The 24,919-nt window shown below is 59.7% G+C and carries 21 protein-coding genes; 11 read left to right on the top strand and 10 right to left on the bottom strand.

Annotation, left to right across the window (positions count from 1 at the left end):
- Position 1: 1 nt before the first annotated feature.
- Both cyoB and cyoA read right to left on the bottom strand, forming a co-directional pair.
- Positions 2–2,032 carry a cytochrome o ubiquinol oxidase subunit I gene (cyoB, locus tag BKX96_RS01280; protein ID WP_077182475.1) on the bottom strand — a complete coding sequence of 677 codons (2,031 nt, stop codon included), beginning with the start codon at positions 2,030–2,032 and terminating at the stop codon, positions 2–4.
- A 3-nt stretch (positions 2,033–2,035) separates the two neighbouring features.
- Positions 2,036–2,971 carry a ubiquinol oxidase subunit II gene (gene cyoA, locus BKX96_RS01275; protein ID WP_046820452.1) on the bottom strand — a complete coding sequence of 312 codons (936 nt, stop codon included), beginning with the start codon at positions 2,969–2,971 and terminating at the stop codon, positions 2,036–2,038.
- Positions 2,972–2,998: 27 nt separating this feature from the next.
- Between cyoA and BKX96_RS01270 the strand changes: the two genes are divergently transcribed.
- Positions 2,999–3,340 (top strand): hypothetical protein, encoded by a 342-nt coding sequence (locus BKX96_RS01270; protein WP_046820453.1) that lies wholly within the window; start codon positions 2,999–3,001, stop codon positions 3,338–3,340.
- Between the two features lie 436 nt (positions 3,341–3,776).
- On the opposite strand, the gene BKX96_RS01265 is transcribed toward BKX96_RS01270, so the two are convergent.
- A complete protein-coding gene (locus tag BKX96_RS01265) occupies positions 3,777–4,286 on the bottom strand; it encodes a disulfide bond formation protein B (protein WP_046820454.1) in 510 nt (169 codons plus the stop codon).
- Positions 4,287–4,394: 108 nt separating this feature from the next.
- The gene (locus BKX96_RS01260; protein ID WP_046820455.1) at positions 4,395–5,288 is read right to left on the bottom strand and encodes a LysR family transcriptional regulator; all 894 of its coding nucleotides are present in this window, start codon (positions 5,286–5,288) and stop codon (positions 4,395–4,397) included.
- A 122-nt stretch (positions 5,289–5,410) separates the two neighbouring features.
- Between BKX96_RS01260 and BKX96_RS01255 the strand changes: the two genes are divergently transcribed.
- Complete coding sequence (locus tag BKX96_RS01255) at positions 5,411–6,370, top strand: DMT family transporter (protein WP_077182474.1); 960 nt, start codon at positions 5,411–5,413, stop codon at positions 6,368–6,370.
- On the opposite strand, the gene aotJ is transcribed toward BKX96_RS01255, so the two are convergent.
- From aotJ to BKX96_RS01220, 6 genes are all read right to left on the bottom strand, one after another.
- Positions 6,358–7,134: an L-arginine-binding protein AotJ gene (aotJ, locus tag BKX96_RS01250; RefSeq protein ID WP_077182473.1), complete on the bottom strand. Its 777-nt coding sequence runs from the start codon at positions 7,132–7,134 to the stop codon at positions 6,358–6,360. The genes BKX96_RS01255 and aotJ overlap by 13 nt on opposite strands.
- A gap of 280 nt (positions 7,135–7,414) precedes the next feature.
- Positions 7,415–7,867: a molybdopterin synthase catalytic subunit MoaE gene (moaE, locus tag BKX96_RS01240; RefSeq protein WP_046820458.1), complete on the bottom strand. Its 453-nt coding sequence runs from the start codon at positions 7,865–7,867 to the stop codon at positions 7,415–7,417.
- A gap of 3 nt (positions 7,868–7,870) precedes the next feature.
- Positions 7,871–8,113, bottom strand: coding sequence for a molybdopterin converting factor subunit 1 (moaD, locus tag BKX96_RS01235; RefSeq protein WP_046820459.1), 243 nt, complete (start codon positions 8,111–8,113; stop codon positions 7,871–7,873).
- Positions 8,110–8,583: a cyclic pyranopterin monophosphate synthase MoaC gene (gene moaC, locus BKX96_RS01230; RefSeq protein ID WP_046820460.1), complete on the bottom strand. Its 474-nt coding sequence runs from the start codon at positions 8,581–8,583 to the stop codon at positions 8,110–8,112. Before moaC ends, moaD begins: the two co-directional genes overlap by 4 nt.
- A 225-nt stretch (positions 8,584–8,808) precedes the next feature.
- Positions 8,809–10,203, bottom strand: a complete 1,395-nt coding sequence (locus BKX96_RS01225; RefSeq protein WP_046820461.1) for a PhoH family protein — start codon at positions 10,201–10,203, stop codon at positions 8,809–8,811.
- A gap of 335 nt (positions 10,204–10,538) precedes the next feature.
- Entirely contained in the window at positions 10,539–11,663 is a 1,125-nt protein-coding gene (locus BKX96_RS01220; protein ID WP_077182471.1) for a polysaccharide deacetylase family protein, read from the bottom strand.
- Between the two features lie 267 nt (positions 11,664–11,930).
- On the opposite strand from BKX96_RS01220, the gene yaaA reads away from it, so the two are divergent.
- The 9 genes from yaaA (at position 11,931) to BKX96_RS01175 (ending at position 24,911) form a co-directional block, all read left to right on the top strand.
- A complete protein-coding gene (gene yaaA, locus BKX96_RS01215) occupies positions 11,931–12,710 on the top strand; it encodes a peroxide stress protein YaaA (protein WP_046820463.1) in 780 nt (259 codons plus the stop codon).
- Between the two features lie 811 nt (positions 12,711–13,521).
- Complete coding sequence (locus BKX96_RS01210; protein WP_046820464.1) at positions 13,522–14,838, top strand: nucleotide sugar dehydrogenase; 1,317 nt, start codon at positions 13,522–13,524, stop codon at positions 14,836–14,838.
- Between the two features lie 175 nt (positions 14,839–15,013).
- Complete coding sequence (gene alg8, locus BKX96_RS01205) at positions 15,014–16,504, top strand: mannuronan synthase (protein WP_080957131.1); 1,491 nt, start codon at positions 15,014–15,016, stop codon at positions 16,502–16,504.
- A gap of 36 nt (positions 16,505–16,540) precedes the next feature.
- Positions 16,541–17,710 carry an alginate biosynthesis protein Alg44 gene (locus tag BKX96_RS01200; protein WP_046820466.1) on the top strand — a complete coding sequence of 390 codons (1,170 nt, stop codon included), beginning with the start codon at positions 16,541–16,543 and terminating at the stop codon, positions 17,708–17,710.
- Positions 17,711–17,785: 75 nt separating this feature from the next.
- The gene (gene algK, locus BKX96_RS01195) at positions 17,786–19,231 is read left to right on the top strand and encodes an alginate biosynthesis TPR repeat lipoprotein AlgK (protein ID WP_410454515.1); all 1,446 of its coding nucleotides are present in this window, start codon (positions 17,786–17,788) and stop codon (positions 19,229–19,231) included.
- Positions 19,228–20,712, top strand: a complete 1,485-nt coding sequence (locus BKX96_RS01190) for an alginate export family protein (protein WP_046820467.1) — start codon at positions 19,228–19,230, stop codon at positions 20,710–20,712. Before algK ends, BKX96_RS01190 begins: the two co-directional genes overlap by 4 nt.
- Positions 20,713–20,738: 26 nt before the next feature.
- Positions 20,739–22,328 (top strand): mannuronan 5-epimerase AlgG, encoded by a 1,590-nt coding sequence (gene algG / locus BKX96_RS01185; RefSeq protein WP_046820468.1) that lies wholly within the window; start codon positions 20,739–20,741, stop codon positions 22,326–22,328.
- A 10-nt stretch (positions 22,329–22,338) separates the two neighbouring features.
- On the top strand, positions 22,339–23,790 hold the full coding sequence (locus BKX96_RS01180; RefSeq protein WP_077182470.1) for an alginate O-acetyltransferase: 1,452 nt from the start codon (positions 22,339–22,341) through the stop codon (positions 23,788–23,790).
- An 8-nt stretch (positions 23,791–23,798) separates the two neighbouring features.
- Positions 23,799–24,911 (top strand): mannuronate-specific alginate lyase, encoded by a 1,113-nt coding sequence (locus BKX96_RS01175; protein WP_046820470.1) that lies wholly within the window; start codon positions 23,799–23,801, stop codon positions 24,909–24,911.
- The last annotated feature ends 8 nt before the right edge of the window (positions 24,912–24,919 follow it).

Here is a 24,919-nt window from a genome sequence, read left to right as displayed (position 1 = left end):
TTTAAGCCTGTTCCAACGAGGTTTCAACACGGGTGGCGGTGGCCGGGATTTTCCCTGCCGCTACCAGACGCTTGTGCTGCTCGGCTTCGATGCGCTCGATCGTTTCAACCGGGACCATATAGCCCTGGTCGTCACGTGCAGCGTGGATCACGAAGTAGGCGACAGTGCCTACCAGGCTCGCGATTGCCAGCCACCAGATGTGCCAGATCATCGCGAAACCGAACACGGTCAGCAGAGCGCCCATGACCACACCGGTAGCGGTGTTGTTTGGCATGTGGATCGGCTCGTACTTGGCCGGAGCCTTGTACGCGGTGCCGTTTTCCTTGGCTTCGGTGAACGGGTCGATGCAGTCAGCCTTGGGCAGCACGGCAAAGTTGTAGAACGGAGGTGGCGACGAGGTCGACCATTCCAGCGTGTGGGCATTCCACGGGTCACCGTGTTCGCACATGTTCTCTGGCTTGTTGCGGTCACGCACACTGACGTACAGCTGGATCAGTTGGCAGGCGATACCGAAGGCGATCATCACCGCACCGAACATGGCGACGTACAGGTACGGCACCCACTCAGGGTTGGTGGTGGCGTTCAGACGACGGGTCATGCCCATGAAGCCCAGTGCATAGAGCGGCATGAACGCGACGAAGAAGCCCGAGATCCAGAACCAGAACGCTGCTTTACCCCAGCCTTCGTGCAGCTTGAAGCCGAACGCTTTCGGGAAGTAGAACGCGAAACCTGCGATGTAGCCGAATACCGCGCCGCCGATGATCACGTTGTGGAAGTGCGCGATCACGAACAGGCTGTTGTGCAGGACGAAGTCAGCACCCGGGATGGCCAGCAGTACGCCGGTCATGCCGCCGATGGCGAAGGTCACCATGAAGCCCAGGGTCCACAGCACCTGGCTGGTGAAACGCAGACGACCCTGGTAGATGGTGAACAGCCAGTTGAACAGTTTCACACCCGTCGGGATGGAAATCAGCATCGTCGCCAGACCGAAGAAGGCGTTGACGCTGGCACCCGAACCCATGGTGAAGAAGTGGTGCAGCCAAACCATGAAGCCCAGTACCGAGATCGCGCCCGAAGCGTAGATCATCGAGTGGTGGCCGAACAGTTTCTTGCCGGTGAACGCCGAGATCACTTCCGAGAAGATGCCGAAGGCCGGCAGGATCAGGATGTAAACCTCAGGGTGGCCCCAAGCCCAGAACAGGTTGACGTACATCATTGGATTGCCACCAAGTTCATTGGTGAAAATGTGGAAATCCATGTAACGGTCGAGGGTCAGCAGTGCCAGGGTAGCGGTCAGGATCGGGAACGAAGCCACGATCAGGACGTTTGCCCAGGTGCAGGTCCAGGTGAAGATCGGCATGTCCATCAGCTTCATGCCAGGGGTACGCATTTTCAGCACGGTAGCGAGGAAGTTAACCCCCGTCAGCGTCGTACCTAACCCGGATAGCTGTAGCGCCCAGATGTAGTAATCCATCCCCACGCCAGGGCTGTACTGCAGACCCGACAGCGGCGGATAGGCAACCCAACCGGTCTTGGCGAATTCGCCGACGCCCAGGGACAGGTTGATCAGCACCACGCCGGAAACCAGCAGCCAGAAGCTCAGGGAGTTCAGGAACGGGAAGGCAACGTCACGCGCGCCGATCTGCAGCGGCACTGCAAGGTTCATCAGGCCGGTGAAGAATGGCATCGCCATGAAGATGATCATGATCACACCGTGGGCGGTGAAGATCTGGTCATAGTGTTCAGGTGGCAGGTAGCCAGGCGAACCCTCGGTGGCCATGGCCAACTGGGTACGCATCATGATGGCGTCGGCAAAGCCGCGCAGCAGCATGACCATGGCGACGATGATGTACATCACGCCGATTTTCTTGTGGTCGACCGAAGTCAGCCACTCGGTCCACAGATAGGTCCACTTCTTGAAGTAAGTGATACCCGCGAACAGTGCCAGACCACCGAGCGCGATCATGGCGATGGTCACCATCACGATCGGCTCGTGGAACGGCACCGCTTCCCAACTTAATTTACCAAACATCGTTTACTCCTCTGCCCCGGCAGCTGAATGCGAGTTCATGTCCGTAGCGGCCACTTCTTTCTCTTTCTTCTCGTGCTTGACCTTCGGACCCGGTTTCATGCCTTCGTACTTGTCGACGATGATCTGGAACAGGTTCGGCGTCACCGAGGAGTAGAGCTCGACTGGGTTGTTCTGGCTCTGCTTGGAAAGGGCTGCGTATTCAGCTTGTTCAAGCTGTTTAGGTGCCTTTTTGACTTCACTTACCCAGGCGTCGAAATCTTCCTGGGAAGTTGCGATCGCTTTGAATTTCATACCGGTGAAACCGGCACCGCTGTAGTTGGCGGAGATGCCGTCCATTTCAGCGTTGCGGTCGGCGATCAGGTGCATTCTGGTCTGCATGCCCGCCATCGCGTAGATCTGGCCACCCAGGCCCGGGATGAAGAACGAGTTCATCACGGCGTCGGAGGTGATCTTGAAGTTGATTGGCGTGTGCGCCGGGAACACGATCTTGTTGACCGTGGCAATGCCTTGTTCCGGGTAGATGAACAGCCACTTCCAGTCCAGCGCGACCACTTCGATGGTCACAGGCTTCACGTCGGATTCGATCGGACGGTACGGGTCCAGCTCGTGGGTCGACTTGTAGGTGATGTAACCCAGGGCAATGATGATCAACACCGGGACAGTCCACACCGCGATCTCGATCTTGGTGGAGTGGTTCCATTTAGGCGTGTAGGTCGCCTTGGTGTTGGACGCGCGGTATTTCCAGGCGAACAGGAAGGTCATCACGATGACCGGCACCACGACCAACAGCATCAGCAGCGTGGCGGTGATGATCAGGTTTCGCTGTTCCAGGCCGACCTGGCCCGTGGGATTGAGCAAGGTCATGTTGCAGCCTCCCAGCAACAACGTGCCGAGCAGCGGCAATAAGCCTAGTAGTCTGGGGTACCTGTTTTTACTCATCTCACGACCTCTAAAGCAGCTTGCGCAATGCAGTTGGGTTTTGATCGCCAACACTTCACCCTGCCAAGGGTTGGCATTTTTCTTGGATTGAATAAGGGCTTGCCCGTCGAGCGTCAGAGGCGTTTCGACAAATCCTGGGCCAGCGGTGAGTTCTTATTCGAATTCGTGGTCAAAGGCCTTGTTACAGCCCAATTCCATTTGGTGCGGATAGTTGGAGGCACCGACACCTGGGCGTCACATGAGGCCAAAAAGCCTCTCGACACCCTCTTGCCACTCATGCACCAGAGCCTGGGTGAGCAGTGCCGGGAATTCAGTGCGGGCGATTGTAGATATGTAGCGTTTTATAAACCATGTCTTATCCCGAAATAATTTTTATCCCTGACCGCAACAATCCTGACCCAATTGTGTAAAAGTGGCGCATCTTATCGAAATTGATTCTCAACAAAAACACCAAAAAAAGTAGGTCTACCACCCCCGATTCAGACAGCTTCAGGGGCTCGAACAGGGTCCTCAACCCCGCCCTAGCCCCGGTATGACAAGGGCTCTGGCAAATCGCCACAACCTGTTAAAACTGTCTGCTCCCTTTTGACCCGGCTAAAATCCGGCAACGCTCGAACACGCCAATTTCTTTGCAAGACATCGCACCAATCCGACACTCGAAAGCGCAGTGCGACACTCGCGATGTGACAACATGTCGCACATTTGTCGCACCCCTGATTGCCATGCATCACGGTCTTCTTACCTGGCCCCTGAAATGCAAAAACGCCCCGGCCCTCTCATCGAGGACCGGGGCGTTTCGGGTCTACTAGCGCAGCGTCTTTCGATTGCGCAGCGTCAGCAACGGCACCAGCACCACCACCAGCACGAAGGCCAGCAGCGCCCACTGCGCCAGGGACAACCCCAGGATTGGCGGGTACGGCGTGGAGCAGAAACCGTCGACCTGGAAGCCCAGCGGGAAGATCTTCGCCAGCGGCAAGCCATCGACTATCGGTTGCAGCACATCGATGCCACAGCTGACGGCCGGATAGAACTGCGTATAGACGTGATGCCCGGCCACCCCGACGCCTGCCAGGGCACAAATGACCACCAGGGTCTCCAGCACCGTAATGCTGCGACGGGTGCGCATGGCCGCCCCGATGAAGGCAAAGAGCGCGATCAACAGCAGCGCATACCGCTGCAGGATGCACAACGGGCACGGCGCCTCGCCCAACACCACCTGCATGTACAACGCACCGCCGATCAGCGCCAGGCAAATGATGCCCAACAGCACCAGGTAGCGCCGTTCACGGCCCAGACGCATCGTTTCCTCGCTCATCGTGTTTCCCTTTTGACTATCGATTGCCCGCCAGTTTACACGCTGGCCCTTTCCTTTGAGAGGGCTGGAGCGCACTGGCGGATTGTGGGGAAATAGACGACAGACCGGTTAAGACGGGATTAACCGTAAAGCCCCCGGCCCCTCGAACTCGGCCCGCAACAACTTCACGAACGCCTCGCGAGCCGGGTGCCGGCCTGCGTTCTCGTGCCAGTAAAAAAGGTTGTCGACGCTCGTCAGTTCCGGGAACTCATAGCCCTGGCAACCAGCGCCCAGACCATACTGCTCATAGATGCCCCGGGGAACCAGCGCGACACCGGCACCGGCGCTGACACAACCTACGATGGTGCCATAGCTGGCAATGCTGACAATCGGCTGCACCTGGTCGTGGCGCAATAACCACTGTTCCAGCGCAAAGCGGTACGGGCAGCCCGGCGGCCACATGAAAATCGCTTTGCCCTGCAAATCCGCCGCCTTGCGCAAAGGCCCATGGGAGGCGGATGCGATGAGAATCAGATCTTCGCGGTACATCACTTCCCGCTGCAGTCCCGGGCGATCAACGTTGACCGCCACGAACGCCCCATCCAACCGCCGATGCTGGGTGTCGTCGAGCAATTGCGCCCAGGTGCCGGTGCTCAACTCCAGCATCACCTTTGGGTAAAGCTCGTGGTACTTGGCCAGTAACCTGGGCAATCGCCCCGTGGCACTGGACTCGATGGCACCAATGCGCAGAGGACCGCTCGGCTCGCAGCCGGGCGCCAACGCCCTGCGCGCTTCCTCGGCCAGGCCGAGGATTTTCGTCGTGTACTCAAGAAACACCTCCCCGGCAGGGGTGATCCGCAATCCTCGGCCGTCGCGGGAAAACAGCGGCGTACCGAGTTCACGCTCCAGGGACTTGAGGCGTGCGGTGATATTGGACGGCACACAGTGCAGCACCTCGGCCGCACGCGCGATGCTGCCGAGGTGGTGAACCGTGTTGAACATGCGCAGCTGGGACAGTTCCATAGCTCACCAAAAGTGAATGCTTAACTCAGTTTAAGTCACTTGTAGTGAATTCATAGGGTTTTGATAATTCGAATGTCGGCACGGCATCACGCCTTATTTGCGCCGTACAAAAAGGAAGCCTTATGGATTTTGTTCAACGCCACCTCGCGCAAAGGCCAGGCGTAAAAATCGCCCTGGCGACGGTTTTCGTGATCCTCTGCTGGGCCTACTCCCCCATTGGCATCCGCATCGGCCTGGGGGCTTACGAGCCGGGACATCTGGCGCTGATCCGCTTTCTCATTGCCTCGACGTTCATGGCCGGCGTCGCCCTGGTGACACGTATTTCCCTGCCGCGCCTGAAAGACCTGCCACTGTTGGTCATGCTGGGATTCTTTGCTGTCAGCCTGCACCACATCGCCATCAATTTCGGCCAACGAGGCGTCAGCGCCGGCGCGGCCAGTGTGCTGGCGCAATCCACGCCGCTGTTCAGCACGATACTGGCGCATTTCGTGTTCAAGGACCGGGTCAACGGTTGGCAGTGGATCTGTGTGCTATGCGGCTTGCTCGGTGCGGGGGTCGTGGTGACGGGTGATCGTGGGTTTGGAGAACTGGATGCGCACGGGCTGCTGATCCTGCTGGCGGCCTTGTCCTGGAGTCTCTATTTCGCCCTGCAAAAACGCCATTCCCATCGCTACGATGGGCTGACGATGGTGTGTTACACCATCTGGTCAGGCACCACGTTATTACTGGTGTTCGCACCGGGCTTGTGGAGTGAAGTGCAGAAAGCGCCTGCTTCGGCCAACCTGGCGGTGCTTATCCTGGGCATTTTCCCCAGTGCCCTGGCATACCTGGCCTGGGCCTACGTACTGACTCACAGCAACGTCAGTCGCGCGTCCATTTCGCTTTACCTGATACCGCCCACCGCCATGCTGATGGCCTCGGTGGTACTGGCTGAGCGCCCTTCGATCATGGTCATCACCGGGATGCTCATCGTGCTGGCGAGCGTACTGGCGCTCAACCTGCAACCCTCGAAAGTTCGGGAATCTGCATCGCAGCGGGGCTTTCGCGAGAAAGCCCCGGAAGCGATTGATCACTCGCCGTAGATATCAGACTTGAAGTACTGCTGCGAGATCTTCTGGTACTCGCCACTGGCGCGAATGCCGTCGATTGCGGTGTTCAGCTCCGAGACCAGCTCGGTGTTGCCCTTTCGTACCGCGATCCCGGCGCCCTCGCCCACGTATTTCGGGTCCTTGAGCTCGGGGCCGACAAAGGCGTAGCCCTTGCCACGGGGCATCGACAGGAAGTCGTTCAGGGGAATGGTGTCGGCGAAGATGGCATCGAGGCGGCCGGCCGCCAAGTCCATGTAGATCTCTTCGTTGTTGCTGTAGCGCTTGACGTTGACGCCCTTGGGTTCGAAGACTTCGGTCGCGTAACGGTCGGTGGTGGTTGCCCGTTGCACGCCCACGGTCTTGCCCTTGAGGCTGGCGTATTGGTCATCGACGACCGCACCTTCCTTCATGACCAGTCGCGACGAGGTGAAGTAGTACTTGTGGGTGAAATCCACCGACTTCTTGCGGTCTTCGTTGATGGTCATGGACGACAGGGCCATGTCGATCTTCTTCACCTTGAGGGAAGGAATCAGGCCGTCGAACTCGCCCTCGACCCACACGCACTTGACCTTCATCTGCGCGCACAGGGCATTGCCGATGTCGTAGTCGAAGCCCGCGATCTCGCCTTTTTCGGTCTTGGAGGCGAACGGCGGGTAGGCCGCTTCGATGCCGATACGCAGGGTTTTCTCAGCGGCAAACAGGTTGCTGCACGCCAACAGGCTCAGGGCCAGACCGGTGATGAGGGGGAGTTTCTTCATGTTCGTTCTCTCGCGGGTTGTTGTTGGTTTGGCAAGACAGAAGAAAGAGCAGAATCGTGGGAAAGCCTTTTTTATACTTAGAATTCCATACTGGACTTTTATGTATTTGGCGTCAATCAGGCAAATGGGGACGGTGCCCGCCGATTGTCGGGTAGTGAATCAAGAGGTTCTGGGGTGAAGCGGATGGCCTCTTCGCGGGCAAGCCCGCTCCCACATGGGAACTGCGAACACAGTGGGAGCGGGCTTGCTCGCGAAGACTGACTGAAGAACGTCGCAGGAATTACCGCTTCCACCGATCCGCCGCCGCATGATCGCTGTCACGCCCCTCTACCCAACGTGGGCCGTCGCTGGTGTTTTCCTTCTTCCAGAACGGCGCGCGGGTTTTCAGGTAGTCCATGACAAAGGCGCAGGCGTCGAAGGCGGCCTGGCGGTGGGCGCTGGCGGCGCCGACGAAGACGATGGGCTCGCCGGGCTCCAGGGCGCCGATGCGATGCAGCACTTGCAGCTTGAGCAACGGCCAGCGCTGCTCCGCTTCGATGGCGATCTTGCCGAGGGCTTTTTCGGTCATGCCCGGATAGTGTTCGAGGAACATCCCGGCGACATCCAGGCCGTCATTGAAATCGCGAACATAGCCGACAAAACTCACCACCGCGCCGACGCCGACATTGGCATCGTGCATGGCGTTGACTTCGGCGCCGGGGTCGAACGCGGTCGATTGCACGCGAATGGCCATGCCTCAGCCCCCGGTCACGGTGGGGAAAAACGCCACTTCATCGCCATCGCTGACCGGCTCGTCGAGCTGGCACAGGTCTTCGTTGCGCGCGCACATCAGGTTCTGCTCGCTCAACACCTCGGCGCCATCGCGCTGGGCCAACAGTGCGCGCACGTCGTCGACGGTGGCGAAGTCGCCCTCGACCTTCACCGCATCAACGCCCAGCGCTTCACGGTAACGGGCAAAAAACTTCACGGTCACGTTCATGGCTGATCCGCCTGGAAATGCCCGCTCTTGCCGCCAACCTTCTCCAGCAGGCGCACACTTTCGATGGTCATGCCGCGATCCACGGCCTTGCACATGTCATAGATGGTCAACGCGGCGACACTGGCGGCGGTCAGGGCCTCCATCTCGACTCCGGTCTGCCCGGACAACTTGCAGCGCGCCACGATGCGCACGCTGTCCTCGCCTTCGGCGCTGAGTTCGACCTTGACCCCGGTCAGCATCAGCGGATGGCACAGGGGAATCAGGTCGCTGGTCTTTTTCGCCGCCTGGATGCCGGCAATACGGGCCACGGCGAACACATCGCCCTTGGGGTGACCGCCACTGACGATCATTTGCAAGGTTTCGGGCAGCATGCGCACCAGCGCCTGGGCCGTTGCTTCACGGAACGTCACGGCTTTTTCGGTGACGTCGACCATGTTGGCACGGCCTTGGGAATCGAGATGAGTCAGCACAGGGTTACTCCTGATCAGGAGTCCCGATTGTAAACCTGTGGGTCAGATTTCCGCACGCATGATTATCGGATGGACGCATTCCTGTAGGAGCTGGCTTGCCAGCGATGACGGTCTTGAATTCAACACCTTCAACGCCCCCTTCGCTGGCAAGCCAGCTCCTACAAGGTTTTGTGTCGAGCATAAAAAACCGGACGGCTTTGGGGCCGCCCGGTTTGTGTGAAGCAGTTACAGATGCGATTCGGCGTATTCAGCCAGGATCGAACGTGGCACCCCTTGCAGGGTGATGTGCACTCCGTTGGGGAAATCCTTGAAGCGTTCAGTCAGGTAGGTCAGCCCGGAGCTGGTCGCGGACAGGTAAGGGGTGTCGATCTGTGCCAGGTTGCCCAGGCACACCACTTTGGAACCGGCGCCGGCACGGGTGATGATGGTTTTCATCTGGTGCGGTGTGAGGTTCTGGCATTCATCGATCAGGATCAGGCTCTGCTGGAAGCTGCGGCCCCGGATGTAGTTGAGGGATTTGAACTGCAACGGCACTTTGCTGAGGATGTAGTCGACGCTGCCATGGGTGCTTTCATCATCCATGTGCAAGGCTTCGAGGTTGTCGGTGATGGCGCCCAGCCAAGGCTCCATTTTTTCCGCTTCGGTGCCGGGCAGGAAGCCGATCTCCTGGTCCAGGCCTTGCACGCTGCGGGTGGCGATGATGCGGCGATAGCGCTTGCTGACCATGGTCTGTTCAATGGCCGCGGCCAGCGCGAGGATGGTTTTACCGGAACCTGCGGCACCGGACAGGTTGACCAGGTGGATGTCCGGATCGAGCAAGGCATACAGCGCCAGGCTCTGATAGATGTCACGCGGTTTCAGGCCCCAGGCTTCCTGATGCAGCAGCGGTTCCTGGTGCAGGTCCAGGATCAGTAACTTGTCTTCCTCGATCTCCTTGATCCAGCCGACGAACCCTTGCTCGTCGATGATGAACTCGTTGATGTGCACCGCCGGCAGGTTGTCGATCAGCTGTACCTGATGCCAGGTGCGGCCATGGTCCTGGCGGGTCTCGACCTTGCTCACTCGGTCCCAGAAGGAGCCGGTCATGTTGTGGTAGCCGTTAGGCAGCAACGATACGTCGTCGACCAACTGGTCGGTGCTGTAGTCCTCGGCCGCAATCCCGCAGGCGCGGGCCTTGAGGCGCATGTTGATGTCTTTGGTGACCAGCACCACGGGCTTTTGCGGATCGCGCGCGTGCAGGTCGATCAACTGGTTGATGATTTTGTTGTCGTTCAGGTGCTCGGGCAGAATCAGGTTCGGCTCGGCATGCTTGCTCATCAGAATTGACAGCAAGCCCTTGGGTCCGCTCTTGCCCCGCTGGATCGGCACACCCTGCTCGACGTCCTCGGGTGAGGCATCGCCCAGGGTCTTGTCGATCAGCCGGATGGCCTGGCGGCATTCGGCGGCAACGCTGTGATGCCCGCTCTTGAGCTTGTCGAGCTCCTCAAGCACGGTCATCGGGATCGCGACGTGGTGTTCTTCGAAGTTGAGCAGCGCGTTTGGATCGTGAATCAATACGTTGGTATCGAGTACATAAAGGATTGGCTGGTTGGAAGAAGAGCTACGTCCGTGATCATCCATACTCGGTCACCTTTGTGGGAGCCATTCGACGCAATACCTTGGCGGTGCTGCGCCTCGAAGTGACTACCGAATACACCTGCGGGGACTCAAGTGTTCTGCATACATGCGGGTCTTGGGAGACGCCACCTGTGTTGCAGGTTTCGGCGGTCTGTCTTCGTAATACTCCAAAACCCATGACAGAAAAAAGTACTTTGACGCTTTTTTGAAGTTTATTTTTCAGAATGACCAATAACACTTGGCGGACTGCCATCACCCGTTTACAGTCGGAAGTCAACCTGCAGCAAAACCTCTTCAAAAATCGCCTTTTACCCAATGTTTGCGGGCTTTGGCGGTTTTCAGCGAAACCCCTCCTGACAGTCCTCCCAACCGATCCCGCTTTGCGCCGTTTGCGTAATCAGCCAGGGCAACGCCGTTTTCACCCCGTCCTGCTTCACATTGAAGTTGATCACCCCGTGGCGCCACAGCAGCATCAGGGTCAGCACCCGTTGCGCACTCTGGCTGCCCTTGAGCTTGCCTGCACCGTCCTGGGCATCGATGTCCCACAGGGCGACCTGCAAGCCCTGGGCCTTGAAGAAAGCGGCGGCGTCGGCACGACGCTGGCCATCGGGCGGGCGAAACAGCGGCATGAAGTTCTCCGGCAGTTTATTTTTCGCCAGCTCAACGCTGCGACGTACCGAGTCCTGCCAGTCCTGCCAGTGGCTGTGGGAGCGAAACTCCCAGCCTTGCACACCGATACACTGGGTTGACCAGGTCGACTGCAGGCTGGCCACCGAACGCTCGCCCAGACGTGCCTGGAGGTCCTTGCCGAGCACGAAGAAGGTGCCACTGAGATTGGCCTTGCGCAGGTACTCGGCCACCCAGTCGGTGTGGTCCGGCATGGCGTTGGCGGCGCTGTCGAAGGTCAATAGAAACAGCCGGTCATGCATGCCGTCGCCATTACGCTCAAAGTCTCCAAAACGATCGACTTCACTGCTGGCTTGCGGGAACAGTGCCGCCTTGCGCAGTTGCTCGTCCAGGTACTGGGTGTGGAACAGGCGGCTCGGTTCGTACCACCGGGTGTAATAGCTGTCCTCGCTGAGCTGGAACTTGCCGGCCTGCTCGCGCAAGGTGGCCATGTCCTCGACCAGGAAACAGAAGGAGGCGTCCTGGTCGCAACTTTGCTGGGCGAAGTTGTAGTTGGCCAACAGGCGTTGCCACAGGCGTTGGCGAACTCGATTGACCGAATCCAGATTGATCGTGCGCAGCCCCAGGCGTTGCGCCAGCGCCGCCTCGTCCAGGGACTCACTGGCCAGCAGCACCCGGGCGAACATGAGGATTTCGGCACGCGAGGCGACGTCGAAAAGGGTCGGGTTGTCGAGTTTTTCCGGCCAGGTGCTGCGATCCAGGGTCGCCACCTCACCGGGTGCCGCGATGGCGCCGAAGCTCAGCAGCCAGGCGGTGAGCAGAAAAACGATACGCAATGGGATGCCTCCATAACCAGACCCGGGCGGCACTATAGCTGATCCGCCCCGCATTCCCGCAGCAGCACCGAAGCAAAGTGGGAGCGGGCTTGCTCGCGAAGGCAGTGTGTCAGTCACATTAATATTGGCTGACACGCCGCCTTCGCTAGCAAGCCCGCTCCCACAAGGATTTGTGGATAGCCACCGGTCATCACCTATGGCCTCGATAGCTGGAGTCCACCGCGACAACCCCCTAGAATCGCCGCCACGATTAAAGGAGACGACTTCATGCTGACGGTGATTTCCCCCGCCAAGACCCTCGATTACGAAACACCACCGGCGACCCAACGCTTTACCCAGCCGCAGTACCTCGACCACTCCCAGGAGCTGATCCAGCAACTGCGCGAGCTGACCCCGGCGCAGATCAGCGAGTTGATGCACGTTTCCGACAAGATCGGCGGGCTCAACGCCGCCCGCTTCGGCAGCTGGACACCCGCCTTCACCCCGGCCAACGCCAAGCAGGCCTTGCTGGCGTTCAAGGGCGACGTCTACACCGGGTTGAACGCGCAAACCTTCAGCGAAGCCGATTTTGACTATGCCCAGCAACACCTGCGCATGCTCTCCGGCCTGTATGGCCTGCTGCGCCCCCTCGACCTGATGCAGCCGTACCGGCTGGAAATGGGCACCAAGCTGGCCAATGCCCGGGGCAAGGACCTGTATGCCTTCTGGGGTACGCGGATCAGCGAATGGCTGAACGAAGCCTTGGCCGACCAAGGCGATGACGTGCTGCTCAACCTGGCTTCCAACGAGTATTTCTCGGCGGTCAAGCGCAACGCCCTGAATGCACGCATCATCAATACCGAGTTCAAGGACCTGAAGAACGGTCAGTACAAGATCATCAGCTTCTATGCGAAAAAGGCCCGGGGCATGATGAGCCGATTCGTCATCGAAGAGCGCATCAACGATCCGCAAGCCCTCAAGCAGTTCGATGTGCAGGGTTACCGCTACAGCGCCGAGCAGTCTAAACCGGACAATCTGGTGTTCCTGCGCGACCACGCCCCCGAATGAAGCAACGGGTCGGCGCACGACCTTTCAAACGCCTCGTGCGCCCCCCATTCGTAGCCTGCAATCTCCCCGCCAATTTCGTCATTTTTATGACGCCAAAAAACAGTTTGTCAATTTTCTAACTTTAGTTTCACTCGACTTCGAATATTTTTTTCAGTAGTGGCACCGAAAAAAATTATCAGTAGTGGCAAAAAACTATCCCCTTCAATAATCCGCCTATATATACAGGGCGAAACGGCAAGTGCTATCAATTTGAGAGCAGTGCCATCTTTGTCAATATTTCAAGAAATTTCAGATTTCGCGATGGATGGGCCGGAACTATGTCCAAATGCACCGTTCATACCACCGGTAACGATTCTCGCCGAGGATGTACGAGATAACTTACGCAGAACAGTGATCCATGTAGTGAAGTTGCAATACTAACTTGCACTGACTAATCCCTGATTTGGGCAACACCAGAACGCACAGGAGATACGCACCATTAATATCCCCTACAAGGCCAAGGCCGCGTCCCTATAAACGTGCTCACCTGGGCACCAAAACGCTTGATCCACGGGCTTTCGGCCTGACATCGAGCGTGCAGGAACATTGCACGAACATCCTCTGAATAGAGGACGGGCTGCATAACAGGGCAAGTCATAACAACAAGGCCTAGTTGCGCACACCTTGAGTGCACTTATTTAGACACTCGGAACTTTTATGCCAGCACGCGGTACGGTCACGCCTGCCAGGCGTAACTTCCGTGTGCACTATAAACGCTGAACACCATTAACTCCGGCCATCTAATGGCTTGATCAACACTGAGGTAAATGCGATGCGCATCAGCATATTTGGTTTGGGTTACGTAGGCGCAGTCTGTGCCGGCTGCCTGTCTGCTCGGGGCCATGACGTCGTTGGCGTCGATGTTGCCAAAGACAAGATCGATATGATCAATGCAGGCCGTTCGCCGATCGTTGAACCAGGCCTGGGCGAACTTCTGGCCCAAGGTATCCAGACCGGTCGTCTGCGCGGCACCACCAACTTCGCCGAGGCGATTCGCGACACCGACCTGTCGATGATCTGTGTTGGTACGCCAAGCAAGAAGAACGGCGACCTGGAACTGAACTACATCGAAGCCGTGTGCCGCGAGATCGGTTTTGTCCTGCGTGACAAGACCACCCGTCATACCATCGTGGTTCGCAGCACCGTGCTGCCGGGCACCGTGGCCAACGTGGTGATCCCGATCCTCGAAGACTGCTCCGGCAAGAAAGCCGGTGTCGACTTCGGTGTTGCCGTGAACCCTGAGTTCCTGCGCGAAAGCACCGCCATCGCCGACTACGACCAGCCGCCCATGACCGTCATCGGTGAGTTCGACAAGGCCTCGGGCGACGTTCTGCAATCGCTGTACGAAGAACTCGACGCGCCGATCATCCGCAAGGACATCGCCGTTGCCGAGATGATCAAGTACACCTGCAACGTGTGGCACGCCACCAAGGTGACCTTCGCCAACGAGATCGGCAACATCGCCAAGGCTGTCGGTGTCGATGGTCGTGAAGTGATGGACGTGGTCTGCCAGGACAAGACGCTGAACCTGTCCCAGTACTACATGCGCCCAGGCTTCGCCTTCGGTGGTTCCTGCCTGCCGAAAGACGTGCGTGCCCTGACCTACCGCGCCGGCTCCCTGGACGTGGAAGCACCGCTGCTCAACTCGCTGATGCGCAGTAACGAGTCCCAGGTGCAGAACGCGTTCGACATCGTTTCCAGCCACGACAAACGCAAAGTCGCCCTGCTGGGCCTGAGCTTCAAGGCCGGCACCGACGACCTGCGCGAAAGCCCGCTGGTTGACCTGGCCGAAATGCTGATCGGCAAGGGCTACGACCTGAGCATCTACGACAGCAACGTCGAGTACGCCCGTGTCCACGGCGCGAACAAGGACTACATCGAGTCGAAGATTCCCCACGTCTCGTCCTTGCTCAACGCCGACTTCGACGCCGTGATCAACAACTCCGACGTGATCATCCTCGGCAACCGTGACGAGAAATTCCGCGCCCTGGTGCAGAACGTCCCACACGGCAAGCAGGTGATCGACCTGGTCGGCTTCATGTCCAAGGCCACCAGCGTGACTGGCCGGACTGAAGGCATCTGCTGGTAAGACACCGTCCCTTGTAGGAGCCAGGCTTGCCGGCGAACCAGGCAACGCGGTGTGCCAGACACACCGCCTTCGCGGGCAAGCCGCGCTCCTACAGGTCCGATGAGATCGATTTGGCTTTTTACGCCTGCCTTAACCCCATCGGGCCACCCCACAGGCTCGCCCGAGATCGAGACGGATGCAGATTATGCACAGGCTAAAAAACGGCCTACTCCAGGCCGCCGGTTGGCTGTTCTACCTGAGTTTATTGATGGGCATCGCCATGGCGTTGCCTGTGTCCACGTTCGACTCCGAGTCGAAGGACTTCATTTTCCTGATCGGTATCGTCGGTATCTGGCGTTATTCGATGGGTGCCACGCACTTTCTGCGCGGCATGCTGTTCCTGTACGTGGTCTACCCGCACCTGCGGCGCAAAGTGCGCAAGCTGGGCAAGGCGGCCGACCCGTCCCATGTATTTTTGATGGTCACCAGTTTCCGTATCGATGCGCTGACCACCGCGCAGGTGTACAGCTCGGTGATCCGCGAAGCGATTGACTGCGAGCTGCCGACCACCGTGGTCTGCTCTATCGTCGAAATGTCCGATGAACTGCTGGTCAAGAGCCTGTGGAACCGGATGAATCCGCCTGCCCGGGTCAAGCTCGACTTCGTGCGCATTCCCGGCACCGGCAAGCGCGACGGCCTGGCCTACGGTTTCCGCGCCATCTCCCGCCACCTGCCGGATGACCGCGCCGTTGTGGCCGTGATCGATGGCGACACCGTGCTCGGCGAAGGCGTGGTGCGCAAGACCGTGCCGTGGTTCCAGATGTTCGGCAACGTCGGTGGCCTGACCACCAACGAGTTCTGCGAAGTGCGCGGCGGCTACATCATGAGCGAATGGCACAAGCTGCGCTTCGCCCAGCGTCACATCAACATGTGCTCGATGGCCCTGTCCAAGCGCGTACTGACCATGACCGGGCGGATGTCGGTGTTCCGCGCCACCGTGGTCACCAACCCGGAATTCATCGCCGACGTGGAAAGCGACTCGCTGCAGCACTGGCGCCTGGGTCGTTTCAAGTTCCTGACCGGCGACGACAAGTCGAGCTGGTTCAGCCTGATGCGCCTGGGCTACGACACCTTCTACGTGCCTGACGCCGCCATCAACACCGTCGAGCATCCGCCGGAAAAGAGCTTCATCAAGGCCAGTCGCAAGCTGATGTTCCGCTGGTACGGCAACAACCTGCGCCAGAACTCCCGGGCCCTCGGCCTTGGGGTGAAACGCCTCGGTGCGTTCACTTCCGTGGTGCTGTTCGACCAGCGTGTGTCGATGTGGACTTCCCTGCTGGGCCTGACCGTGGCGCTGATCGCCAGCTTCAAGTACGGCACCGCGTTCATCCTGGTGTACCTGCTCTGGATCGGCATTACCCGCCTGATCCTGACCCTGTTGCTGTCCTGCTCCGGCCACCGGATCGGCCCGGCCTACCCGGCGATTCTCTATTACAACCAGATCGTCGGTGCCCTGGTGAAGATCTATGTGTTCTTCCGCCTCGACCAACAGTCCTGGACTCGCCAGCCCACTTCCCTGACCCGTGATCTCGCCAGCTTTCAACGTTGGTTCAACACCTGGTCGTCTCGGACCATGACCTTCTCCGCCGGCAGCATTTTTGTCGCCGTGCTGCTGATGATGGTCTGACCGCCCCCTTATTGAATTAACCAGGAAATCGCCCTTATGAATACCGCCGTCAACGCCAACGTAGTGCATGAATCCGAAGCCCAGCGCCAACACGCCCGGGTGAAAATCCCGGCCAAGCTGCGTTTCTTCGGCCCCGACCGTACGCCGGTCGAAGCGCGGGTGATCGACCTCTCCGCCGGTGGCCTGGCCTTCAATGCCGGGCAACTGCCGCTGAAGATCGGCGACAAGTACAAGGCACGCCTGCAATTCGTCATCGACAACCTCGGCCTGGCCATGGACGTGGAGTTGCAGGTGCGCTCCAACGATCGCGAAACCGGTCGTATCGGTTGCCAGTTCCAGAACCTGGAACCGCAGGACATCTCGACCTTGCGCCACCTGATCACTTCGCACCTGGCGGGCGACATCGTCACCATCGGCGAAGTGCTGGCGACCCTGCAGCGCGACAACTTCACCAAGGCGCGCAAGATCAAGGACGGCGGCCACGGCATGAGCGCGTTCGGGCGCATGAAAGCAGTGACACTGAGCCTGGGGGTTTTCGCCATCGGCCTGGCGGCGTTCGGCTTCATCTTCAAATCGGTGTACGGCATGTACTTCGTCAGCCACGCCCAGGCCGGCCTGGTCAGCGTGCCGGGCGTGAACATCACCATGCCCCGCGACGGTACCGTGCAGAGCCTGGTGAAAGCCGACGGCGTGGCCGCCAAAGGCGCACCACTGGCGACCTTCAGCACCAGCATGCTCGACGTGCTCAAGGGTCACCTGGAAGACGATCAACTGGCTCCGGCCAAGGTTGAAGAGCTGTTCGGCAAGCAGATGACCGGCACCCTGACATCGCCCTGCGACTGCACCGTGGCCCAGCAGATGGTCGCCGACGGTCAGTACGCCAGCAAAGGCGACGTGATCTTCCAGCTGGTACCCCGCAACACCGAAGCCAACGTTGAAGCGCGCTTCTCCTATCGCCAGTTCGGCGACGTTCTGCCAGGCACCCCGGTGCGCTTCCAGATCGCCGGCGAAGACAAGACCCGCACCGGCAAGATCGTCAGCAGCACCAGCCTGAAAAGCGCCGACCTGTCCTCCGACATCCGCGTCCTGATCCAGCCTGACGAAGCCCTGGACAGCAGCCTCGCCGGTCGTCCGGTGGAAGTGAACAGCGACCGTGGCCCGAACCTCAGCTGGCTGATCGACAAAGCCATGGCTGCTGGTCTTTAACCGGAGGACATGCCCGTGACGACGCCACCAATTCCAAGAACACCGCAATCCCTGTGGGAGCGAGCCTGCTCGCGAATGGGTCAACGCGGTTCGTCTGATGCACCGCATCGTCTGCTTCGCGAGCAGGCTCGCTCCCACAGGGGATTCGCGTTCTGCTCGCTGGCCTTGGCAGTCAGCCTCAGCGGTTGTGCCGGTCTGCCCGACCAACGCCTGGCCAACGAAGCGCTCAAGCGTGGCGATACCGCCACCGCGGCGGCGAACTACCAGCAACTGGCAGAACTGGGCTACAGCGAAGCCCAGGTTGGCCTGGCCGATATCCAGGTCGACAGCCGCGACCCGGCGCAAATGAAACAGGCCGAGGCGACTTACCGCGCCGCGGCCAGCGTTTCGCCGCGCGCCCAGGCCCGCCTCGGCCGCCTGCTGGTGGCCAAGCCAGGCTCCACCGAAGCCGAGCAGCACGAAGCCGAAGGCCTATTGAAAAAGGCCTCGGCCGCCGGTGAAGGCAACACCCTGATCCCGTTGGCGATGCTGTACCTGCAATACCCGCACAGCTTCCCCAACGTCGACGCCCAGAAGCAGATCAGCCAATGGCGCGCCGAAGGCAAGCCGGAAGCGGGCCTGGCGCAAGTGCTGCTGTATCGCACCCAGGGCACCTACGACCAGCACCTGGACGAAGTGGAAAAGGTCTGCAAGGCGGCGCTCAACACCACCGACATCTGCTACGTCGAACTGGCCACGGTCTACCAGAAACAGGCCAAGCCTGAGCAACAGGCCGAGCTGATCAAGCAGATGCAGGCGGCTCACAGTCGCGGCACCGTTTCTGCTCAGCGTGTGGACAGTGTTGCTCGCGTACTCGCCGATCCAACCCTGGGCACGCCCGACGAAAAAACCGCGCAGTCGCTGCTCGAACCCATCGCTCCGGGCTACCCGGCGTCGTGGGTCACCCTCGCGCAACTGATCTACGACTTCCCGGAACTGGGCGATGTCGACCAGATGATGAAGTACCTGGACAACGGCCGCGCCGCCGACCAACCGCGCGCCGAGCTGTTGCTGGGCAAGCTCTACTACGAAGGCAAGATGGTCCCGGCCGACGCCAAGGTCGCCGAGGAACACTTCCAGAAAGCCGTCGGCCGCGAAGTCGCCGCCGATTACTACCTCGGCCAGATCTATCGCCGTGGCTACCTGGGCAAGGTCTACCCGCAAAAGGCCCTGGATCACCTGCTGACCGCTGCGCGCAACGGCCAGAACAGCGCCGACTTCGCCATTGCCCAACTGTTTTCCCAAGGCAAAGGCACCAAGCCTGACCCGCTCAATGCGTACGTCTTCAGCCAATTGGCCAAGACCCAGAACACCCCGCAAGCCACCGAGCTTGCGCAAACCCTCGAAGCTCAACTGCCGCCTGCGCAGCTGGCCGAGGCCCAGCGCCTGTTGAAACAGGAACAGGCGGTTCGCGGCAACCTGAGCCAGAACACGCTGCAACTGCACGCCCTGCAAGAAGAAGACGGCGAGGAATCCCTATGAAGTTGAATCCATTCATGAAGGCCGGTATCGGCCTGACGTTCGCGCTGATCTGGTCCTGCCCGACGCTGGCAGCGATGACTGAAGCACCGAAGAACTATGGCCTGGACGTGAAGATCACCGGCCAGTCCGAAGACGACCGTGACCTTGGCACCCAGCGTGGCGGCGACGTCAATGGCCTGGGTCTCGACCTGCGTCCGTGGGTCTATGGCGAAAGCGGCGCGTGGAGCGCCTACGCCATGGGTCAGGCCGTGACGTCCACCGACATCATCGAAACCGACACCCTGCAGCAATCCGAAGGCACCGAAAACACCGTCAACAACGACCGCAAGACCAAGAAGAACTACCTGGCGATGCGCGAGTTCTGGGTCGGCTACAGCGGCTTCACGCCCTACCCTGGCGAGATCCTGAAATTCGGTCGCCAGCGCCTGCACAACGACGACGGCCAATGGCGCGACACCAACATCGAAGCCCTGAACTGGACCTTCGACACCACCCTGTTGCGCGCCAACGCCGGTGTCGCCGAACGTTTCAGCGAGTACCGCACCGACCTGAAAGAGCTGGCACCCAAGGACAAGGATCGCCTGCACGCCTACGCCGATGCCGAATACCAATGGACACCGGGACACTGGGCCGGCATTCGCGGTCATCACACCCACGATGACGGCAAGCTCGACTACCCGGAACCGGGCGTGGCTGGCGATTCGCTGGACAAGAAACAGAACGGCGACATCAGCTGGCTGGGCCTGCAGGCCAACAGCGACGCCTACAACTGGCGTAACACCAACACCGTCAACTACTGGGGCAGCATCACCGGCATGAGCGGCGACCGCGACACGGTCAACCCGCTGAACGCCGATGGCACAGCTCCGGCGCAAGCCAAGCACAGCGGCGATGTCGACGGCTGGGCCACCGACCTGGGCGTGCGTCTGCGCCTCGATCCGCAATGGCAAGTCGGTGCGGCCTACGCCCGTGCCAGCGCCGATTACGAACAGAACGGCCTGGAAAGCAACCGCTCGAGCTACACCGGTACCCGTTCGCGGGTGCACCGTTTCGGCGAAGCCTTCCGTGGCGAAATGAACAACATGCAATCGGCCACCCTGTTCGGTTCGTGGATGCTCAACGACGAATACGACGCCAGCCTGATCTACCACAAGTTCTGGCGCGTCGACGGCAACAAGCCGATCACCAGCAACGGCATCGACGCCGTGCAGAACAACACCGACGACGTCACCGGCGCGGTGCTGTCCAGCACGTCCCTGCCACTGAATGATGGTGATAAAGACCTCGGCCAGGAAATGGATCTGGTCGTCACCAAGTACTTCAAGCAAGGCCTGCTGCCGGCGGCATTGAGCCAGAAGATCGACGAGCCTTCGGCCCTGGTGCGTTTCCGCGGCGGTGTGTTCAAGCCGGGCGACGCCTACGGCAAGGAAGTCGATTCGTACATGCACCGCGCGTTCGTCGACGTGATCTGGCGCTTCTGATGCACATTGCGAAGGGAGTCCCCCAGATGAATCATCAAGCCAGAAAAGGCTCGATCAGCCTGTTGGCCGGCGCGATGCTGCTGGCCAGCGCGACTGCCTTCGCCAATGTGGAGCCGGCGGTGCCTCAACCAGGCAAGCCGGCCACCATGGCCAAGGAACTGCAGCAGGCCAAGACCTACACCGTCAGCAGCGCACCAACCGCGCCGCTGGAACTGGCCACGCCGAAACTGCCGGACACCTCGGGCTATACCGCCGAAGCCATCGCCGCGAAAATCGTGCGCAGCAAGGCCGGCAAGATCAGCGTGCGCCGGATGATGCAGGAAGACGCCCTGAAGGACTTCATCGGCGGCGACAACAAGATGGCCGAGTGGGTGGTGCGTCAGCACGGCATCCCCCAGGCGATCTTCGTCGACGACGGCTACATGAACCTCAAGGACCTGGCGCAGAAGCTGCCCAAGCAGTACTTCAGCGAGACCTCGCCGGGCGTGTTCCTGGCGAAGTTGCCGATCGTGGTCGGTCGTCACGGCATCCTCGAAATCGACAAGCAGACCCAGGAACTGCGCCTGTCCCAAGAGGCCGGTTCGTTCCTGGTCAACGACGGCCAGTTGTTCGTGCGCGATACCAGGATCACTGGCTGGAGCGAGAAGGCCAATGGCCCGGCGGCCTTCAAGTCGCCCAAGGAATTCCGTCCGTTCCTGCTGTCCTGGGGCGGCACCGAGACCTACATCGCCAACAGCAAGATCGCCAGTTTCGGCTACGCCAACAGTAAGTCCTACGGCGTGAGTATTTCCCAGTACACGCCGAACATGGCCAAGGTGCTCAAGCGTTCCGAGCCGACCGGCTGGATCGTCGGCTCCGAGTTCTCGGACATGTGGTACGGCTTCTACTGCTACGAAACCCGCGACTTCGTGGTCAAGGGCAACACCTACAAAGACAACATCGTCTATGGCATCGACCCGCACGACCGTTCCCACGGCCTGATCATTGCCGACAACACGGTGTTCGGGACCAAGAAGAAGCACGGGATCATCATTTCCCGTGAGGTCAACGACAGCTTCATCTTCAACAACCGCAGCTACGACAACAAACTGTCGGGCCTGGTGATCGACCGTAACAGCGTGAACAACCTGATCGCCCACAACGAGATCTACCAGAACCACACCGACGGCATCACCCTCTACGAGAGTGCCGACAACCTGCTGTGGGGCAACAAGGTGATCAGCAACCGTCGTCACGGCATCCGCATTCGTAACAGCGTGAACATTCGCCTGTACGAAAACGTCGCCATGGCCAACGGCCTGACCGGCGTCTACGGGCACATCAAGGACCTGACCAACACCGACCGTGACATCAAGCTCGATCCGTTCGACGCCCAGGTATCGCTGATCGTGGTTGGCGGTGAACTGGCGGCCAACGGCAGCGGCCCGCTGTCCATCGACTCGCCGTTGAGCGTCGAGTTGTATCGCGTGTCCATGCTCGCGCCGACCAAATCCAGTGGCATCAGCTTCTCGGGGATTCTCGGCGAGCGCCAGGATGAAATTCTCGACCTGTTGGTACGCCAGCAGAAAGCCGTGCTGATCGACCCTGTCGAACGCCAGACCGAAATGCGGGACTGAGGATAATTTTATGCACCCACACTTGATCAAATTACTCAGCCTGTCGGCCCTGACCGCCGGCATTCTCGCCGCCAGCGGCGGTGTTCGCGCCGATGAAGTGCAAGCGCCAAAATTCAGCGCCGAGCCGTGCTGCAGCCTGTGCCCCGCGGCCCACGACGCGAAGAACTACACCACGCGCTATCAGCAGAACTTCACCACCCTGGTGCAGGCGCAGGGCGACTGGTTGTTCCGGACCCAGGAAGACTTGCGCACCGAATTCGATACCACCCCGGCCGGCTACAAGCGCATGAAGCAATTGCACGATGCGTTCAAGAGCAAAGGCGTGGAACTGGTTGTCGTTTACCAGCCGACCCGTGGCCTGGTGAACCGCAACAAGTTGAACCCGGCAGAGAAAGCCAGCTTCGACTTCGACAAGGCGCTGAAGAACTACAAGACCATGCTCGGCCGTTTCGCGCAGATGGGTTACGTAGTACCGGACCTGTCGCCGCTGACCAACGAGTCGCTGCCCGACACCCTGCCCGCCCACGACTTCTACTTCCGCGGCGACCAGCACTGGACGCCTTACGGTGCCCAGCGCACGGCAAAAATCGTGGCCGAAAAGGTCAAGCAGATCCCGGCCTTCGCCGACATTCCCAAGCGTGAATTCGAGACCCATAAGTCGGGTCGCATGGGCAAGACCGGAACATTGCACAACATGGCTGGTCAACTCTGTGGCACCAGCTACGCGATCCAGTACATGGATCAATTCACCACCGAGCCGAAAGGCGAAGCAGGCGATGGCGATCTGTTCGGTGATTCCGGTAACCCGCAAATCACCCTGGTCGGCACCAGTCACAGTGGCAAGAACTACAACTTCGCCGGTTTCCTCGAAGAGGCCATCGGCGCCGACATTCTCAACGTGGCGTTCCCTGGCGGCGGCCTGGAAGGTTCGATGCTGCAGTACCTGGGCAGCGACGAGTTCCAGAAGAACCCGCCGAAGATTCTCATCTGGGAATTCTCGCCGCTCTATCGCCTCGACCAGGAAACCATCTACCGCCAGATGATGGCGCTGCTGGACAACGGCTGCGAAGGCAAGGATGCACAGATGTCTGCCAGCACCACTTTGAAGCCTGGCAAGAACGAACTGATGGTCAACAGCAAAAACCTGAACCTGCAAAACGGCAGTCACCAGGTCGACATCCGCTTCGCCGACACCTCGGTGAAAAACCTGCAAGCCACCCTCTGGTACATGAACGGGCGCCACGAGGACATCAAGATCGAAAAACCGGAAACCTCCGACACTGACGGACGTTTCGCCTTCGAGTTGCGCACGGACGAAGACTGGGCCTCGCAGAACCTGCTGGCCGTCGAAATCCAGGGCCCGGAAAAAGCCGGCGCCGCGCCACAGAAAGTCGAAGCGAAAATCTGCAAACGCAACGTATTCCCGAGCGCTGAGCAACGTACCGCTTCAGCCGGGCAATGAGGTCTGCTATGCGAAATCCGAAACTTGCAACACTGACGCTGTTGAGCCTGGCGATGTTCGCCGGTGCGACCCAGGCCGCGGCGCCACTGCGCCCGCCACAGGGCTATTTTGCGCCGATCGAGAAAGTCAAAAGCGGCGACAAGAGCGAAGGCTGCGATGCCATGCCGATGCCCTACACCGGCTCGCTGCAATTTCGCAGCAAGTACGAAGGTTCGGACAAGGCGCGCTCGACCCTGAACGTGCAGTCGGAGAAAGCCTTCCGCGACAGCACCGCCGACATCACCAAGATGGAACGTGGCACCAGCAAGCGCGTCATGCAGTTCATGCGTGACGGTCGCCCTGAACAGCTGGAATGCACCTTGAGCTGGTTGACCGCTTGGGCCAAGGCCGATGCATTGATGTCCAAGGACTTCAACCACACCGGCAAGTCCATGCGCAAATGGGCGTTGGGCAGCATGGCGTCGTCGTACGTTCGCCTGAAATTCTCTGACTCCCATCCACTGGCCAACCATCAGCAGGAGTCGCAGCTGATCGAGGCCTGGTTCAACCGCATGGCCGATCAGGTGGTCAGCGACTGGGACAACCTGCCGCTGGAAAAAACCAACAACCACTCGTACTGGGCCGCCTGGTCGGTCATGGCGACCTCCGTCGCCACCAACCGCCGCGACCTGTTCGACTGGGCCGTGAAGGAATACAAGGTCGGCGCCAATCAGGTCGACGCGGACGGCTATCTGCCGAACGAACTCAAGCGCCAGCAACGCGCCCTCGCCTATCACAACTACGCCCTGCCGCCGCTGGCGATGATCGCCAGTTTCGCCCAGGTCAATGGTGTGGACTTGCGTCAGGAAAACAACGGCGCGCTCAAGCGCCTGGGTGATCGCGTGCTCGCCGGGGTGAAAGACCCGGATGAGTTCGAAGAAAAGAACGGCAAGAAACAGGACATGAGCGATCTCAAGGTCGACTCGAAATTCGCCTGGCTTGAACCATTCTGCACCCTCTACACCTGCGCGCCGGACGTACTGGAGAAGAAGCACGAGATGCAACCGTTCAAGACCTTCCGCCTCGGCGGTGACCTGACCCGTGTCTACGACCCGGCCAACGAAAAAGGCAAGGGTTCCTAGGACCACGC

This window comes from Pseudomonas putida (genome assembly GCF_001976065.1).
Taxonomy (GTDB): domain Bacteria; phylum Pseudomonadota; class Gammaproteobacteria; order Pseudomonadales; family Pseudomonadaceae; genus Aquipseudomonas; species Aquipseudomonas serbica.
The sequence above is the reverse complement of the archived record's forward strand: the minus strand, read 5'-3'. Positions and strand labels throughout refer to the sequence as shown.